Source organism: Ferruginibacter sp. (assembly GCF_049840995.1).
In the GTDB taxonomy this organism is placed as follows: domain Bacteria; phylum Bacteroidota; class Bacteroidia; order Chitinophagales; family Chitinophagaceae; genus Ferruginibacter.
Window position 1 is genome coordinate 468107 of record NZ_JASGIP010000007.1, and the last position, 15672, is coordinate 483778.

Here is a 15672-nt window from a genome sequence, read left to right on the forward strand (position 1 = left end):
TTTTACAGGTTAGAAGCTTACATTGAATCCAAGTGAGTATGATTTAATGTTGGGATAACGGGTACCGTTACCAACATTAATCGTGCTTTCAAGATCCCACAAATCAAATTTGCTGAACGTAACGGGATTGATAGCCTGTATATAGATCATGGCATTTCTGAAAACATTTCCTAAAAACCTTTTAGGCAATGTATAACCTAACTGTACAGTTTTTAACCGGACAAAGTCTGCATCGCGAATCCACCATGAGCTGTTTTGTACATTGTTCCTGTTACGGTCCTCACCGTTTGCCAGTCTTGGATAGAAAACGTCCTGTCTTGGATTGTCTACAGTCCATCTGTCATTGATATTCGCAAATACGTTTGAGATCCCCGCACCATTTGCAAAAGGCTGAATCGCGTCACCTGCCATATAGATATCAGCACCAGCCTGGCCTGTAAAGAGCGCATCGAGACGGAATCCTTTATAGCCAACACCAAATCCAAATCCAAACACGGTCGAGGGAACGTCTCCATGACCAATGTATGTCATGTCATAACTGTTGATCAGTCCGTCACCATTCAGATCTTTGTATTTAATGTCGCCAGGTAAAATAGTGGAACGGTCGCCAGGTACTGCGCTGGCATCAATCTCACGCTGATCCCTGAAGAGGCCTTCTGCTACATAACCAAATCTCGCCAGGATATTGTATCCTCTTCTATCCATCCATTCATATTTCGGAGCAGGTTGATCGTTTTCAACCATTTTGTCTTTATTGTATGTCACGTTTCCTCTAACTGAAACCTGGAAATCTCCGATGTTGCCATTATACTCGACACTTGCATCAATCCCTTTATTATCTACTATACCAAGATTACCGTAAGGAGGATTATTCAATCCCATGAATGTTGGTAAAGAAGCTCTTCTTAAGAACACGCCTTCTCTTCTTTCTTTGAAGAAGTCAACGATAAATGAAAGCTTGTCATTGAGCGTTTTAACCCCCATGCCCAAATCCTGTTTGCGTGCCTGTGCCCATTTCACATCTGCACCGAATTCTGTTACGTTGATACCAGGAATATATCCAAAGTCGCGTGAGAAGCGATAGCCCTGTTGGTTGTCGGCAACAATGGTAAGGTAGCCAAATCGTCTTCCCCCAATTTCACCGATACCGGTTAAACCGTCAGAATACCTGAACTTCAAATAGCTGATTACATTCTTGATCGGTTCGAAGAATTTTTCATTCGATGGTACCCAACCCACACCAAACGCAGGGAAGAATCCATACCTGTTTTCTGGCGCAAAGGTCTCTGATCCGTTATACCCGACGTTACCTTCGATGAAGTACCTGTCTTTATATGAATAGGTAACTCTACCGGCCAGACCGACGTAGCGTTGCGGAATGGCAGTAGTATAGTCACCGGCAAAAGCATCCGTTTTGTCGGACGTATAGAATAAAACAAGGCCGCCTACACGGTGATCGCCAAATGTATTGTCATAATTCAGGGATGATTCCCAATAGAAATTCCGGCGCCCGGAGTTTCCTCTTTCGTAGCTGAGATAGTTACCACCGCCAACGAATGTTCTGGTAAGATTAAGTGACCCATCAGGGTTCCTTGGATTTTGCGGATCAGGAAAATAGAAGGTCTCGACGTTTGCCGCGGTTGATGTTTTGTGTGTTGTAAGCATCGAAGCTGTACATGGAAGTAGCACTAAAACCTTTTAGCAAGAAGCCAAAATCCTGCGACAACCGGAGGTTAGAGAATAACTGATTATTGAATTCAGTAGAGTATCCGCGACGGGTCAGATCTGCCCATGGGTTACGATAACCACCATTCGGGTTTTTGCCCGGAACAAATCCTCCGGTATATTCCAATGGATATTCGGTAGGAGGCGTGGACATTGCTGAACCGAAGATGTCTTGTGTCGAAATATATGGCTGGTTGATATTGCTGAAGAAACCTCTGATACCCACATCCAGTTTGGTAGTCCGCGTGATGTTCATGTTCACATTTGAGGTAACATTGAATCTTCTGAAATTCAGGTCGGCATTATAGGTTTGCAGGTTATCCGTTTTCATTAGGCCAGATTCATCGAAGTATGAAACGGAACCATAGTAGCGGACAAAATCAGAACCGCCGCTTACATTCACATTCGCTGCTCTTACAGAGCCTCTCTTCTTAAATAATGCGTCAAACCAGTCAACGTTGGGGAATAATTCCGGATCATATCCTGCAAGGGTACTATCGAGATAACCTTGCGAATATTTTGCGGCTTGCCCTCTCGCAGTGTATGATTCATTTGCAGCCGTGATATAAGTGGCAGCATCAGCCATTTTAGGTACTTGTGTGAAGCTGGACACACCCTGGCTGAAATCAACCTGTACCGTTGGTTTACCTACTTTACCAGTACGTGTGGTAACGAGGATGACACCGTTGGCGCCACGAACACCATATACAGCGGTACCTGCAGCATCTTTTAATACAGTGAAAGAGGCGATATCCTGGGGATCAATGTTGTCGATGGGCCTTTCGACACCGTCAACAAGCACTAATGGCGCTGACGATCCACCACCGAACGTAGAGATACCGCGGATCCATATATCGGCTCCGTTACGACCGGGTTGACCGCCCCGCTGTACCCCAATTACACCGGAGAGACGACCTGCGAGTAACGTTGTAATATTTGACACCGGCATATTGAGCTCTTCGGGGCTGATGGTTGACTGGGCGCCAACGACACTTATCTTTCTTTGTCGTCCGAAGCCGACAACCACCACTTCGTTTAATGAGTTTTGAGTTGCATCCAAAGTGATATTGATAATCCGGTTATTCCCTACAAATACAATTTGTGCGACATATCCAACACCGGAGAAAGCAAGGCTGTCAACTTTCGACGCCTGGATATTAAATTCTCCTTTCGCATCAGTAATGGTGCCCACATTTGATCCTTGCACCTGGACAGAAATGTTGGAAATAGCCAAACCGGCGCGGTCCCTGACCAGCCCGGAAATGTTTTGCTTCTCAATCTGAGCAGTCAGGTTGATAGCACCAAGCAGTAACATGCTTAGCAAAAGCCATCGTTTTTTGAAAAGTGAAATTGGTTTCAGCATACTGTTAGTTTTTATAGTAGTAAAAAAAGGACTCTATGGATGTAGTTTTCGGGTGGTGTTGGCATAGGTCGGTTAAGGCAAAAAACTGTCTATATCTACCCTTGCCAGGGTAAATAGCAAACCGGAAACGAGTCAGGTTGGTTGCCGGTTTCAAAACATATTTACAAACGGACTCTTCCCAAATATTTTACATGAGCTTTTTCATGGTCATGCCGAATCAATTTGAAAAGGTGAAAAATGTTGTTGTAGGTTGGAATGAGAGATGTGTGGGCAGGTTTGCCCTTGTGACTTATATAGAAAAAAGAGAATATAGCGCCGGCCGTTTTATAGGGGCATGACTGAGGCTTATGCAGCAATTTGGTTGAAAATTGATCACTGGATATGGCAATTGGTAGAAACTCTTAAATCGTTTTAGCAAATGGAAGTTAAAAGGTTTTTTAACAACAACAAAAAAAATATTTTTGAAACGTGATGCAGCGATTCCCGTTACTTTCGATTTCACTTCCAATTACCATGCAGGCAAATTCCCGGTTTTTCTATCATGGACGACGGCGTCACTATACGGCTCAAAACCGGGCAACTGAAAATAAAATGTGCCGATATAGAAAGATTGATTGCCTGCAAAAAGAACCTGATGACCTACCGATATGATTTGTGTATAAAAGAAAACCAGCAATCGGCGTCAACCTGGAGCATCAAGCTGCTTTCGTGTTATTCAGAGGTAAGTTTTGCCGGAAAATAACCCCGATGGCATATATTTAAGTATCAGCCCGGTTCAAATGAATTGGAAGCCAAACCACCATGCAAGCAAAATCCCTCAAAGGCAAATCCACCGAAGAGATCCGTTCTGCATTAACTGGCAGTTTCACCGATGCCTTCATCCCAACCTTGGCCATCGTATTCATGTCCGTTAAACAGGACTGGCAAACCATTTCCAGACTACTTGACGAAAAAGCTATTCAGGTTTTCGGCGCCACCACTGCCGGTGAATTTATCGATGGCGAAATCGAAGGTGGCAGCATCGTTATCCTCTTGCTTGATATGAACCCGGCCTGTTTCAAAATAGAATTTATTGAAACAAGCCAGGATACTGCTTTCAAAGATTCAACAAAACTGGGCATAACCGGTGGTAAAATGTTTACCAGCCCCGCATTTATTATTGCAAATAGCGGCGTGTCCCTGGATGGCGACCCTATCGTCGAAGGTATCATCGAAGGATTTGGAAAACCTTCGGAAGGTGAAGTGACCATCTTTGGAGGCAAAGCAGGGGATGACCTGGCGTTAGAGTCAACTTTTGTATTTACTAACGGAAAAGGTAACAACAGTGCATTGGTTGCACTGATTATTGATGAGGATAAAATTGAAGTTAGCGGTATTGCCACCTGTGGCTGGAAAGCTGTTGGTACCACAAAAACTGTAACAAAAAGCGAAGGGAGTGTGATATATACCATCGACGATAAGCCGGCATTGGATACACTCATGAACTATCTCGGTGTCGGGATAAAGCAGGAAGAGAATAAAGACATCGTGACTTTTCTTAGCTCCTGGTATTATCCATTGCAGGTGGAGCGGGACAATGTCGATCCGGTCATACGAACAGCCATGTTTGCAAACCGTGAAGAACGCTCGCTTATTTGCTCCGGGAAAGTACCACAGGGCGCAAAAATCAGGTTTTCGCTTCCTCCGGATTTCGACTCCATCGATAAAGTTGTTGCTACAATTGCAGAGCATCAAAGAAGAGGTGCAACAGGAGGCTGACGCATTGATCATGTTTTCATGCGTAAGCAGATATTTATCTTTTGGTATTGTAATGAAAGAAGAGATCGAGCAGGTAACAACAAATCTGGGATGCGCCTATGGCCGGCTTTTTCTCCTATGGAGAATATGGGAAATCCAGGACCGGTAAATACGATTATCATAATAACACATGCTGCCTGGTGGTATTAAAAGAAAAGTAATCATGCAAGCGAGATCAATCAAAGGAAAAACACCTGCTGAAATAAAGGAAGCGTTAAAGGATAGCGGACGTGATAACTTTAAACCATCACTTGCCATTATCATCTTAACGACTGTTGGCAGCGCTGAAGAGCTGAATTCCCTATTTGACAGCAATGGTATTGCCATTTTCGGACTCAGCACCTCTCAAAAATTTACAGAGCAGGGTATGGAGGCCGATGACATCATTGTGTTATTGATGGATATCAACCCTGATAGTTTTAGAATCGTCTTAAACGATTACCAGGGATCATCTGAATATAAAGCCGCGCACCAGGCAGGAGAGATTGGATTGAATACATTTGCCAACCCCGGTTTCATTATTTCATCTGCCGATATCAGTATGTCCGGCGAAGATCTGATCAGGGGATTAACGGATGCCGCAGGCCATGACGTGACTGTCATGGGTGGTGTTGCGGGTAATCCCGCCGATTTTTCCGGATTGTATTCACAAACAATTTATCGAGCAAAGCAGGTTTGCTCGCATTAATAGTCGACGAGGACAGGGTTTCCATTAATGGATTAGCGGTTTCAGGATGGAAGCCTGTCGGTACAACCAAGAAGATTACAAAGTGCGAAGGCTGGTGGGTACACACCATCGACAATGAACCTGCCATGGACGTGATCCAGAAATTTTTGGGAAGAGATATTATTACTTTCGATAATCAGGCAAGGGGACTCGTTCCATTGGATGCAGGTTATCCCTTGCAATTTCAACGAGCTTCCGGTACACCGATGATGCGGCCTGTGTTGATATGGAATACGGAAAATAAAGCGGTCATGATTGGAGGTGAAGTCAAAGAAGGAGATATCTTCCGCTTTTCACTTCCACCGGATTTCGATGCGATCGACACCGTTGTAGATAGCACCAGGATCATTAAAGAAAGAAATATGCCCGATGCCGATGCCATGCTTGTTTTTTCCTGCATTGGCAGGCTGGGATCATTTGGTCCGATGATTTCAACAGAAATAGAAGGACTCGCAGCCACATGGAACACACCCATGGTCGGATTTTTTTCCCTCGGAGAATTTGGAAAATTAGATGAAGGCCGTTGTGAATTTCATGGGACGACTGTAAGCTGGGTGGTGTTGAAAGAGAGGTAATCAAAGCACTTCCGGCATATTGACTTTTTACAAATACCTGAACATCAGGCTATGGAAAATCGTTGAAGTAGGGCTGGGTAAGAAAATTAAAGTGAATATCCTCTAAAACTGGAAGTAAATAAACGAATCACCGCTCTTCTGACTAATGATCACCCCCATCAGCAGCAACGCCCACACAATTCCCAATACCCACCAGTTTATTTTACGCGCTACCTGCAATACGCTGGTATTTCGCATCAGCCAGTGACAGGATAACATAAAGAAAACAACTATACCCACTTTCAGTATATCCAGCGTTAGCAGTATCGGTACACCGTCTCTTGCCTGGCCAAACATCGAAGTTAATAACCGCCATGCTGAAGTGAAATCAGGCGCCCGAAAGAATACCCAGGTGATCGTCACACAGAAGAACGTCAATAAGACCAAAAGCAATTCATTACCCCGTTTGCCAAATCGTCCGAAACCGATCCCTGCTCTTTGTACCGGGATGTCTGCTAATACAGGTTCAGGTGTAGGTCTGAATTTTTCTTTTATCAATCTTTCAATGCATAGATAGAACCCATGCAATGCTCCCCAGACGACGAACGTCCATGAAGCGCCATGCCATAATCCACCAAGCAGCATTGTAATCATCAGGTTGATGTAGGTTCTTGCTTCACCTTTTCGGTTTCCACCCAGCGGAATATATAGATAGTCGCGCAACCACGCTGATAATGTAATATGCCATCTTCGCCAGAAATCGGAAAAACCTGAAGCTGCATAGGGGTAACGAAAGTTTTCCGGCAATACAAAACCAAGTGTCAAAGCTACACCAATCGCACAGGTGGAATAACCTGCAAAGTCAAAAAATATCTGGCCGGAAAATGCCAGGACACCTGTCCATGCATCGAGACTTGCGAGGGGATTTGTGGATCAAAAATAGAAATCTGCAGTGGCTGACAATAGTGTATCGGCAACAAGCACCTTCATAAAGAGCCCGAGGGAAAGCAAAAACAATCCTTGTGTTAGCTGTTGTGAGGTTGCTTTGCGTGGTGTTTCAAACTGGGGAACCAATTGTGGTGGGCGTACGATCGGACCTGCGACCAGGTGCGGAAAGAATGTTACGAAGAGAGAAAAGTCCAGTAGCGAACGAACCGGTTCACTCTTACGTTTATACATGTCAATCGTGTAGCAAAGGGTTGTAAACGTGTAGAAAGAGATACCGGCTGGTAAAATAATATCTGGTTTGGCAGGGTGAAAATCCACGCCAAATAAGTTTACAAGTGATACAAAATTATCAAGGAGAAAAGTGCCATACTTGAAGAAGCAAAGCATCCCCAAATTGCCAATGAGACTTATCACCAGCAGCAACTTTCGTTTGCGCTTATTTTCCTGGCGGTATAATGCCCGTCCCACAAAAAAATCTACTACTGTAGACAACCATAGTAATAAAATGAACGGTGGATTCCAGGCTGCATAGAAAACATAACTCGCGAGCAGCAGGTTGATCTTTTTAACCTTCCATGTGAATGACAGATTATGCAGTATCAACATGATAGCAAAGAAGGCTATAAAGATGAAGGAGTTGAATATCATAAAGCAGGTTTAAGGTTATTCCGGAAATTTCCAACCATGTTCTTCTTTAAGTATTCGTACCAGTTCCCTTGTAAAAATTTTCGCGTTGGCCGGTGAAAGGTGCGATAGCTCCGCACATTGCAAACCAGCAAGTACAGGATAATCAATAAAATGAATTCCGGGTGTTTTAGTTTGTACAAGCAATTGATCCCAGTATTCGGACCGGGAAAAGCTTTTCGTTCCCGTTCCAGGAAAGCGCCGCTTGATGGAGGTCTTACAAATATTACTTTTCCACCCCTCGTACGGATTTTTTCAATCGCTGCTGAATATAGTTTGAACACCTGCAGGAGCGAATCACCTTTAGGCGGACGGTTCCTTACCATATTTGCAGCACCGCCCTTCATCCAGTAATCCGATTGTAAACGTTGTGCCATGGTATCCCGTAGAAACCTCGCTGTGATCAGGTTTTGCCTGCCAGCGTTTGTAATCACCATTCCATTTTCGAACGCCTGGGTAGGCATGCTCACTACACCTTTCCGGTTCCTGATCCTGACTTCTTCCAAAAGCCCATTCAATCCAAGCCTGCTTTCTTCCAGCAATACCAGTTTTGATTCCAATGCAAAATTCAATTGTGCACTTGCACGTTGCGCTGGTGTCTGGTCATGAAAATATTGCAGTGTCTCTTTTGCCATTTTCTCTCTTCGCGGATTCGGTGGATAAAAAAATTGTCCTTCCGCTACATCTATTATCACGTTACCCCGAAAATCTTTGTCTTCCGCCAGATCAAATATGACAAGTCGGGCAGGAGTGCCGACGATTGCTAACTGAATTGGATCTTCCCCGGTTTCTTCTTTCCACATCGCGACATCGAGATCAAACTTGATTCTCGATCCACCTGAGAAAACCGTTCCCGGGTTTTCTAAGCGATCAACTTTCCGGCGCTGATCAGCCCACATAACTTTATCGTCATTGTAGGAAATAATCAAACCCTTACTTCGCCAGTAATATTCCAGGAAAACTAAAAAAAGGATGACCAGCAGTGCGCTGAGGATCCCGGCTTTGATAAAGTGGCCCTTTTCCATAACAGTAGTTTGATATGGTGAATGGTTGTAAGATGCTAATAACCAGGGTCAGTAATCAAAAGGCGGGAGATGTGGACCGTGTGGTTTGTAAACTGGCTAACCTAAGAAATATTTTGAGCGATTCCTATCCCCAAATGTGGTGAGTGGGATGAAAGCCGGAACTCTTTAATTGAATTCATGCACTAACTATTGGACATCTTACTATTTTCCATATATTTGCAAACAGTATTGCAATTATTAGAGTGACCAAAAAAGTAAAATACAAACAAAGGATTGCTGCTTTTCTTGCGGCGCTCTACCTCTTTATTGCCACACCGGTTCAACTCTGGCATCAGCATCTTAATAATTGTGAACCGGCAATACAATATTCCATATCAGGTGAAAAAATCCTGAAAGCTCACCAGGAAAGCATAGACTCAGATTGCCAGATATGTTCCCATCATTATTCAACATACGCCGACGATACACATACGACAATCAATCTTACTGTTCGGTTTCTGAGTCGGTGTGAGAGCGCTTGCCTGAACTCAATTACAGCTGAGCGTTATTTCTACTTTACCAGTCGCGGTCCCCCCAATTGCTGATCAGCTTCTTTTGTAAAGCTACTGTCTTGCAGTACATAAAATTTTCATGTTCCTGTTGCTGATGCATTGCCTGATCTCAATGCCATTCAGATCTCGCTTGGTTGTACTTATCAGCGCATAATAGCACATACTCTTTTAGCGGCTTTACACAACATCAAATAAGTTATTGTCACAGGTCAGTGTGTATACACTGCGAATGAATATTCATACCAGGTAATCATGCAAACAATTTTTATTGAAAACCTTACCAAGCGATTTGGTCAATTCCTCGCATTGGACAATTTAAACCTCACGATCGGCCAGGGAGAAGTTTTTTGCCTCCTTGGTCAGAACGGTGCAGGAAAAACCACAACAATCAATATCCTTTTGGGTTTCATCGGGGCTTCAGGCGGTAAAGTGATGCTCAACGGTATTGCGGTCAAAAAAAACGACCTGGAAAGCAAAAGATATGTTGCCTACATCCCCGAAGTCATGCAACTCTACGGGACATTGAACGGAATCGAAAATCTTGAATTCTTTAGCCGAATCGCAGGCTTCAACTATTCTAAAAATGAATTAGGAGACTTTCTCGTTAAGTCAGGTCTTCAGGAAGAAGCGCATCATAAAAGACTGTCTGCCTACTCCAAGGGAATGCGTCAAAAAGTCGGAATTGCAATCGCTCTTGCAAAAAAAGCAAAAATCATTTTAATGGATGAACCTACCAGTGGTCTCGATCCTAAAGCAACTGACGACTTCACAATCATTTGTAAAGAGCTCGCTGCAGAAGGCAGAACGGTCCTCATGGCTACACATGACATCTTTAATGCCGTGAATGTTGGAACTCGTATCGGAATCATGAAGGCAGGAAGACTCGTTCATTCAGTCATTCCATCCGGCATTTCTGCCGTTGAACTACAAAAACTGTATTTAGAAACTATTTAATCACCACATCACTCAGGATATGAAATATTCCATCCTACTGCTTATAACCTTTTTCTGCATCACGACAGCCCAAAGCCAATCCATCATACGCGGTAAAATTTTATCTGCGGATAAAACGCCAATCGGGGCAGCAACCATCAGGTTGGTAAGCACTGAAAGCAGTACGACCCAGGTCGCTGACCATAATGGCATCTATCAGATTACAGGGCTGAAAAAAATCACTTATCAAATCACCGTTTCAGCCATTGGTTTCGAATCTTCTTCACGGGATGTCGAGATAGTCAATGACATAGAGGAATTTGATTTTGTTCTCTCTCCGGCCGCTTTGCAATTACAAAAGGTTGAAGTGGTCGGTCGCTCAGCCAGAAAATATACCAGTGACTACTCTTTCGGCGCAACAAGAACAGCCACGCTTAATAAGGATCTTTCCCAAACACTTAATACTGTCACTAAAGAATTAATGGCCGACAGGCAGGCATTTCAATTAGCAGATGCTGTCAAAGTAATTCCCGGAGTAATCCCTTCCAGTTATTACAACCAATATTCAATTCGTGGAATAAGTCAAAACGAAGAAGGACAGATTATCAATGGCATGCGTACGAGGCAATACTATTTTCTTCAGCCTGTCACAAGTAATATCGAAAGGGTGGAAGTTATTAAGGGACCAGCAAGTGCGACATTCGCAAGCGTTGATCCAGGCGGCAGCATTAATATGGTAACAAAAAAGCCATTGGCTGACAGTCGGAAAGAAATTAACCTGTCGGTCGGAAGTTTTAGCACCATCAGGGCGACAATAGATTTCACAGGTCCGCTCAATAAGAAAAAACCTTGCTTTACCGGTTTAACGGAGCATACCAGGAAGCCGGAAGTTTCCGCGACCTGGTAAAAAACAATTCTTTGTTGCTGTCCCCTTCCTTTTCGTATATGCCAAATGATAAAACAGCAGTAAACGTAGAGCTCATCTTCACAGACCTGGATGGAAATCTCGATAGAGGGCAGCCGATATTTGGGGCCATTGCAGGTCAAACAAATCTTAATAGTACCCCATGGAGTCTTAACCTCGGAGCACCGAATGATTTTTTTAAATCCAGGGAGTTTATTGTTACCTCCAATTTCTCCCATCGCTTTTCAGAAGCAATCAGCTTTAATGCATCATACATGAAGCAGACGTGGAAAGAGGATTTACTTGAACACAGAACGAATAATGCATTCGCTCCCGATATAAACGCCGAACCGGTAAATTCTTTGGTAGCGATGCAACTCGTGCAACGTAAACAAAGCTGGAATATAGACAACATCAATAGCTATTTCAACTTCGATTTCAATACAGGCACAATATCCCATCAGCTCCTGATCGGGTATGATCTCCACAGTTGGGAGAAATTGAAAGGAGGTGGACAAAATTCGGCTCGTGGATATCTATTAAAAGACGGTTCAACAGCTAATTCCTTTGTTGTGGCGAATGCGGCTTTATATCAAACTGTCAGCTATAATGGGCAGGTGCTGCCAAAACCGAATGTGAACCACTTTGACCTTATTAATCCTGTTTATTCAATTCGCAATATTGACGATTATGTGATAAATGCACGAACCGCTATTCCACCTGCACTTACTACAAACCATTCCGTTTATCTCCAGGAACAACTAAAATGGAAGAAATTCATTGTACTGCTTGGGATCAGGCATGATTGGTTCAAAGATATCACGAATTTCCAGGCGCCCTTGGAATTATCTTTCACGAATTCAAAGTTTCTCCCCCGTATCGGCATTACGTATGCACTTACAAAAGCTATTAATGTTTATGCGACTTATCTCGAAGGGTTCCAGCCACAGAGCAATACTGTCACGTTGATGCCAAATACAGGAAATTATTTTTGGACAGCAGAGTCCGCCTCCCGGTTTAAACCACTGGTAAGTGATTTGAAGGAAATGGGTATCAAGACCTCGTTGCTTAAAGGGAAAATGATGGTGAATGCAGCCACTTATGAGATCCGGCAGAAGAACATTCTTTTAAACGCAAACATCCCTGCCTATCCCGACTCACTGGTCACACGTGGCGCTGAACGAAGCAGAGGTTTTGAGCTTGATCTGGCGGGTTATGTTACATCCAACTGGCAAATCAATGCATCGTATTCTTTTATTGACGCGGAGATTGTCGAAGACAATAACCCGGCGTTGAAAGGTGCACGAAAGCAGAACACTCCTATAAACAGTGCGAGTCTCTGGACAAGGTATAATTTTTTAAGCAGCTCAACTTTCAAAAATATTAGTGTTGGAGCAGGCCTGCAATACAATGGGAATCGTGTTCCATGGTTCACCAGGGACTTTAGAGTACCGGGTTACACGCTATTAGATATTGCTTTTTACTATTCACCCGGGAAACAAAATATGCAGCTGGCATTAAACATTAATAATATACTCAACAAGACTTATTGGATCGGGGCACAAAACTATGTCCGCTTATTTCCGGGAGCACCGAGAAACATCATGTTGACTGCATCATACCGGTTTTAACACATGGCATTCACATTGAGTTCAATAAATTATCCATGAACACGTCACGCACCTTTTTGCTGGCAAAGCAAACTTTTAAAGCTACTATTAAGCAACGGTCGTTTTTTATTCTATGGTTGATCTTTCTCATACTTCTGATATATGCAGGGACAACGGGCCATCATCAAACGAAAGCTCAAAATGAAATGATGCACACATACCAGGATTATGCAAGAAAAAGCTGGTTAGACAACCCCGACAAGCATCCTCATCGAATGGCCCACTTTGGAAGCTTTGCATTTAGAATACGGCATCCCCTAAGCTTCTTCGATTTTGGAATGGAGAACTATGCCGGTAGTATTGTTTTTTTGGAAGCTCATAAACAAAATTCAGTAAACTTCAGTGAAGCAAGCTTTAGCACCGGTTTGTTGCGACTTGGTGAGATGAGCATTGCCATGCTCTTGCAAACACTTCTTCCTCTGATTATTTTTTTCCTTGGATTCAATAGCATTGCAGCTGACAGGGAAAATGGCACTTTAAAAATCCTGGTGAGCCAGGGTGCCGGGGTAAGAACTATACTTTTCGGAAGAGCTGTAGGCCTGTGGATATTAAGCTCACTGTTTTTTATTCCCGCATTTCTAATAACTGTAACACTACTCCTGACGCACAATGCTATTGATGGGTCTCAGCCATTAAGCAGGCTTTCTCTTATTTTTCTTTCCTATACAATATTTTACTGGATTATCGCAATGGTAGCTGTCTCTGTGTCTGCGTCAAGTATGACAGCCCGGTCAGCGTTGGTAAAGCTCCTTGGGATCTGGATAGTTTTTGCCATGGTGCTCCCGAGATTAGTCCAGGTAGTCAGCAACGAAATGTATCCCTCCCCGACTAAACTGAGCTTCGAATCAGCAATAGAAGAAGATATTCTGAAACAGGGCGACAGTCACAACCCGGATGACGCATTCTTTAGAAGTTTACGGGACAGCGTTCTGGCGAAGTACAACGTAGACAGCGTTCACAAATTACCCTTCAACTATGGAGGACTCGTTGGTAAGGCCAGTGAGCGGTTAAGTAGTGAAACATATGTCCGGCACCAGGATCGTTTAACTCAATTACACAGAAGACAGAACAATGTCGCAAAGTCGATGTCATGGATCAACCCCTTTATGATGATCAAATCCAGTTCGATGTCATTGGCAGGGAGCGATTTTGAAGCATACGTCAACTTCCAGCAGCAGGCAGAAGCTTACCGGTATGAGCTCGCCCAAAAAATGAATGATTTGCAAATGGAGTTTGTTAGCAACATTCGGCCATCCGGGGGCACACACTCGTTACATATCGATAAGGAGCATTGGTCCGGATTGAAGGATTTCGACTATAAATATTTATCTCTCAAAGATATTTTCAAGATGGAGATGAGTTCAGTTGCAGCAATGATATTCTGGCTGGTGCTTTCTTTTATTCTTCTCATGTCTGTTAGCAAACAGATTAAAATCATCGGATAACCTATGTATCGTCTACTAATAATTCAGTTTTTAAGAAACAGGTTTGTGATGGCTGCATTGAGTATGCTACTCGCGGCTGGAATTGTCAGCATCGTGGTTGGCAAACATTTTTTGGATCAGCAGCAGTCCCTGATCGAAGAGACTGCTAAGCATCAACAAGACAAGATTGACCGCCTGGTTGAATATCATAGTGATGAAATGGGTTTGTTGCTTTATTACCTCAGGTTTGCTTACATCAACCCGGCATCGAAGCTGGCTGCTGTTTCCATCGGCCAGCGTGATATCAACAGCAGCATTCAATTTCCTACAATCAGAACGCTGGAGGCACAAAAGCATGATACGGATATTCAGAACCCGTACCGGTCTATGATGGGAAATTTTGATCTGAGTTTTGTGGTTTTATTTTTATTTCCGCTAGTAATAATCGGTTTGACTTTCAATCTATACAGTGAGGAAAAGGAGCGTGGTACATGGGCATTGATATGTTCCCAAAATTTCAGCCCCCGAAAATACCTGTTGAAGAAGCTGTCAGTGCCTTTTCTCTTTGTGTCAGGTGTATTCTTATTATTGATTTTGCTTTCGGCAGTGATTGTAAAATTACCGCTTGACAGGGGATTCCTCGCGTTTATCCTGAGCAATTTTCTGTACATCTGTTTTTGGTTCGCCGTTGTGTTACTGCTCATCTCCTTCTTTCAAACCAGTAGTAACAATGCGATATTCCTTCTGGGGAGTTGGATCATGATCGTATTATTACTTCCTGCTGCTGCAAGCAATTTTATTTCCGGAAAGTATCCTGTTCCGGAATCACTCAGCATGATGCTGAAACAACGGGATGGATATCACAAAAAGTGGGACATACCTGAAGATAGCAGCATGGGTATGTTTTTTAAAGAATATCCTGAATATTCGTCCTTTAAATGGACACACGAAGGCTTTAACTGGCTTTGGTATTATGCCATGCAGCATCTTGGCGATGTGGATGCGCGGCCAGATAAAGACCTGTTTATGGAAAAGCTCAGGCAACGCCAAAACTTAAGTGAACAGATCAGCTGGCTTGTTCCGTCACTCTACACTCAACTCTATAATTCAGAAGTCGCTCAAACCAGTCTTACGAATCACCTCATTTTTTTGCGTAACACTTCAGATTTCCACGAGAGATTACGGAAGTACTTCTATCCAAAAATATTCACTGGCTCGCCAGTGATGCAGGAAGATTGGAAAAAACACCAACCCCGGTATTGCGAGATCAAAAACCCGGTTTCATTGGTGAAGAGCGCATATGTTGGATTATTCGTTTTGGTAATCGGTGGTTTGGGTTTCGCGCGATTAAATAAAACATTTTAAAA

At 43.3% G+C, this 15672-nt stretch carries 12 protein-coding genes and 1 pseudogene; 8 read left to right on the forward strand and 5 right to left on the reverse strand.

Features of this window, described 5'->3' with window-relative positions; genetic code table 11:
* Positions 1-9: 9 nt before the first annotated feature.
* Both QM738_RS20555 and QM738_RS20560 read right to left on the reverse strand, forming a co-directional pair.
* Positions 10-1665, reverse strand: coding sequence for a SusC/RagA family TonB-linked outer membrane protein (locus tag QM738_RS20555; RefSeq protein ID WP_462278627.1), 1656 nt, complete (start codon positions 1663-1665; stop codon positions 10-12).
* Complete coding sequence (locus QM738_RS20560; protein WP_462278628.1) at positions 1607-3088, reverse strand: SusC/RagA family TonB-linked outer membrane protein; 1482 nt, start codon at positions 3086-3088, stop codon at positions 1607-1609. The genes QM738_RS20555 and QM738_RS20560 overlap by 59 nt, the downstream gene beginning before the upstream one ends.
* A gap of 801 nt (positions 3089-3889) precedes the next feature.
* On the opposite strand from QM738_RS20560, the gene QM738_RS20565 reads away from it, so the two are divergent.
* The 3 genes and pseudogenes from QM738_RS20565 to QM738_RS20575 all read left to right on the forward strand — a co-directional run bounded on the left by QM738_RS20565 (position 3890) and on the right by QM738_RS20575 (position 6187).
* On the forward strand, positions 3890-4846 hold the full coding sequence (locus QM738_RS20565) for an FIST signal transduction protein (protein WP_462278629.1): 957 nt from the start codon (positions 3890-3892) through the stop codon (positions 4844-4846).
* A 202-nt stretch (positions 4847-5048) separates the two neighbouring features.
* Positions 5049-5632: pseudogene (locus tag QM738_RS20570) on the forward strand (FIST N-terminal domain-containing protein); the annotation flags it as partial.
* A 66-nt stretch (positions 5633-5698) separates the two neighbouring features.
* Positions 5699-6187 (forward strand): FIST C-terminal domain-containing protein, encoded by a 489-nt coding sequence (locus QM738_RS20575; protein WP_462278673.1) that lies wholly within the window; start codon positions 5699-5701, stop codon positions 6185-6187.
* A 102-nt stretch (positions 6188-6289) separates the two neighbouring features.
* Here the strand turns inward: QM738_RS20575 and QM738_RS20580 are convergent, their stop codons facing one another.
* The 3 genes from QM738_RS20580 to QM738_RS20590 are packed head-to-tail and all read right to left on the reverse strand — an operon-like array spanning position 6290 to position 8823.
* Positions 6290-7057 carry an MBOAT family O-acyltransferase gene (locus QM738_RS20580; protein WP_462278674.1) on the reverse strand — a complete coding sequence of 256 codons (768 nt, stop codon included), beginning with the start codon at positions 7055-7057 and terminating at the stop codon, positions 6290-6292.
* A 42-nt stretch (positions 7058-7099) separates the two neighbouring features.
* Positions 7100-7762: an MBOAT family O-acyltransferase gene (locus tag QM738_RS20585; RefSeq protein ID WP_462278630.1), complete on the reverse strand. Its 663-nt coding sequence runs from the start codon at positions 7760-7762 to the stop codon at positions 7100-7102.
* Entirely contained in the window at positions 7759-8823 is a 1065-nt protein-coding gene (locus QM738_RS20590; RefSeq protein ID WP_462278631.1) for a hypothetical protein, read from the reverse strand. Before QM738_RS20590 ends, QM738_RS20585 begins: the two co-directional genes overlap by 4 nt.
* An 803-nt stretch (positions 8824-9626) precedes the next feature.
* Here QM738_RS20590 and QM738_RS20595 point away from each other — a divergent pair.
* Genes QM738_RS20595 through QM738_RS20615 form a run of 5 tightly spaced genes read left to right on the forward strand, consistent with a single transcriptional unit; the run spans position 9627 to position 15670 of the window.
* Complete coding sequence (locus tag QM738_RS20595) at positions 9627-10328, forward strand: ABC transporter ATP-binding protein (RefSeq protein WP_462278632.1); 702 nt, start codon at positions 9627-9629, stop codon at positions 10326-10328.
* A 19-nt stretch (positions 10329-10347) separates the two neighbouring features.
* Positions 10348-11214 (forward strand): TonB-dependent receptor plug domain-containing protein, encoded by an 867-nt coding sequence (locus QM738_RS20600; RefSeq protein ID WP_462278633.1) that lies wholly within the window; start codon positions 10348-10350, stop codon positions 11212-11214.
* A gap of 38 nt (positions 11215-11252) precedes the next feature.
* Complete coding sequence (locus QM738_RS20605) at positions 11253-12842, forward strand: TonB-dependent siderophore receptor (RefSeq protein ID WP_462278634.1); 1590 nt, start codon at positions 11253-11255, stop codon at positions 12840-12842.
* 35 nt (positions 12843-12877) lie between these two features.
* Positions 12878-14326: a DUF3526 domain-containing protein gene (locus tag QM738_RS20610; protein WP_462278635.1), complete on the forward strand. Its 1449-nt coding sequence runs from the start codon at positions 12878-12880 to the stop codon at positions 14324-14326.
* 48 nt (positions 14327-14374) lie between these two features.
* The gene (locus tag QM738_RS20615; protein WP_462278636.1) at positions 14375-15670 is read left to right on the forward strand and encodes a DUF3526 domain-containing protein; all 1296 of its coding nucleotides are present in this window, start codon (positions 14375-14377) and stop codon (positions 15668-15670) included.
* Positions 15671-15672: the final 2 nt, after the last annotated feature.

Excerpts from the sequence above, each read along its gene's own strand:
- QM738_RS20560 (WP_462278628.1), bottom strand. The coding sequence starts at position 3,088 with ATGCTGAAACCAATTTCACTTTTCAAAAAACGATGGCTTTTGCTAAGC.
- QM738_RS20575 (WP_462278673.1), top strand. The coding sequence starts at position 5,699 with ATGGACGTGATCCAGAAATTTTTGGGAAGAGATATTATTACTTTCGAT.
- QM738_RS20610 (WP_462278635.1), top strand. The coding sequence starts at position 12,878 with ATGAACACGTCACGCACCTTTTTGCTGGCAAAGCAAACTTTTAAAGCT.
- QM738_RS20555 (WP_462278627.1), bottom strand. The coding sequence starts at position 1,665 with ATGCTTACAACACACAAAACATCAACCGCGGCAAACGTCGAGACCTTC.
- QM738_RS20565 (WP_462278629.1), top strand. The coding sequence starts at position 3,890 with ATGCAAGCAAAATCCCTCAAAGGCAAATCCACCGAAGAGATCCGTTCT.
- QM738_RS20605 (WP_462278634.1), top strand. The coding sequence starts at position 11,253 with ATGCCAAATGATAAAACAGCAGTAAACGTAGAGCTCATCTTCACAGAC.
- QM738_RS20590 (WP_462278631.1), bottom strand. The coding sequence starts at position 8,823 with ATGGAAAAGGGCCACTTTATCAAAGCCGGGATCCTCAGCGCACTGCTG.
- QM738_RS20585 (WP_462278630.1), bottom strand. The coding sequence starts at position 7,762 with ATGATATTCAACTCCTTCATCTTTATAGCCTTCTTTGCTATCATGTTG.
- QM738_RS20615 (WP_462278636.1), top strand. The coding sequence starts at position 14,375 with ATGGCTGCATTGAGTATGCTACTCGCGGCTGGAATTGTCAGCATCGTG.
- QM738_RS20600 (WP_462278633.1), top strand. The coding sequence starts at position 10,348 with ATGAAATATTCCATCCTACTGCTTATAACCTTTTTCTGCATCACGACA.
- QM738_RS20595 (WP_462278632.1), top strand. The coding sequence starts at position 9,627 with ATGCAAACAATTTTTATTGAAAACCTTACCAAGCGATTTGGTCAATTC.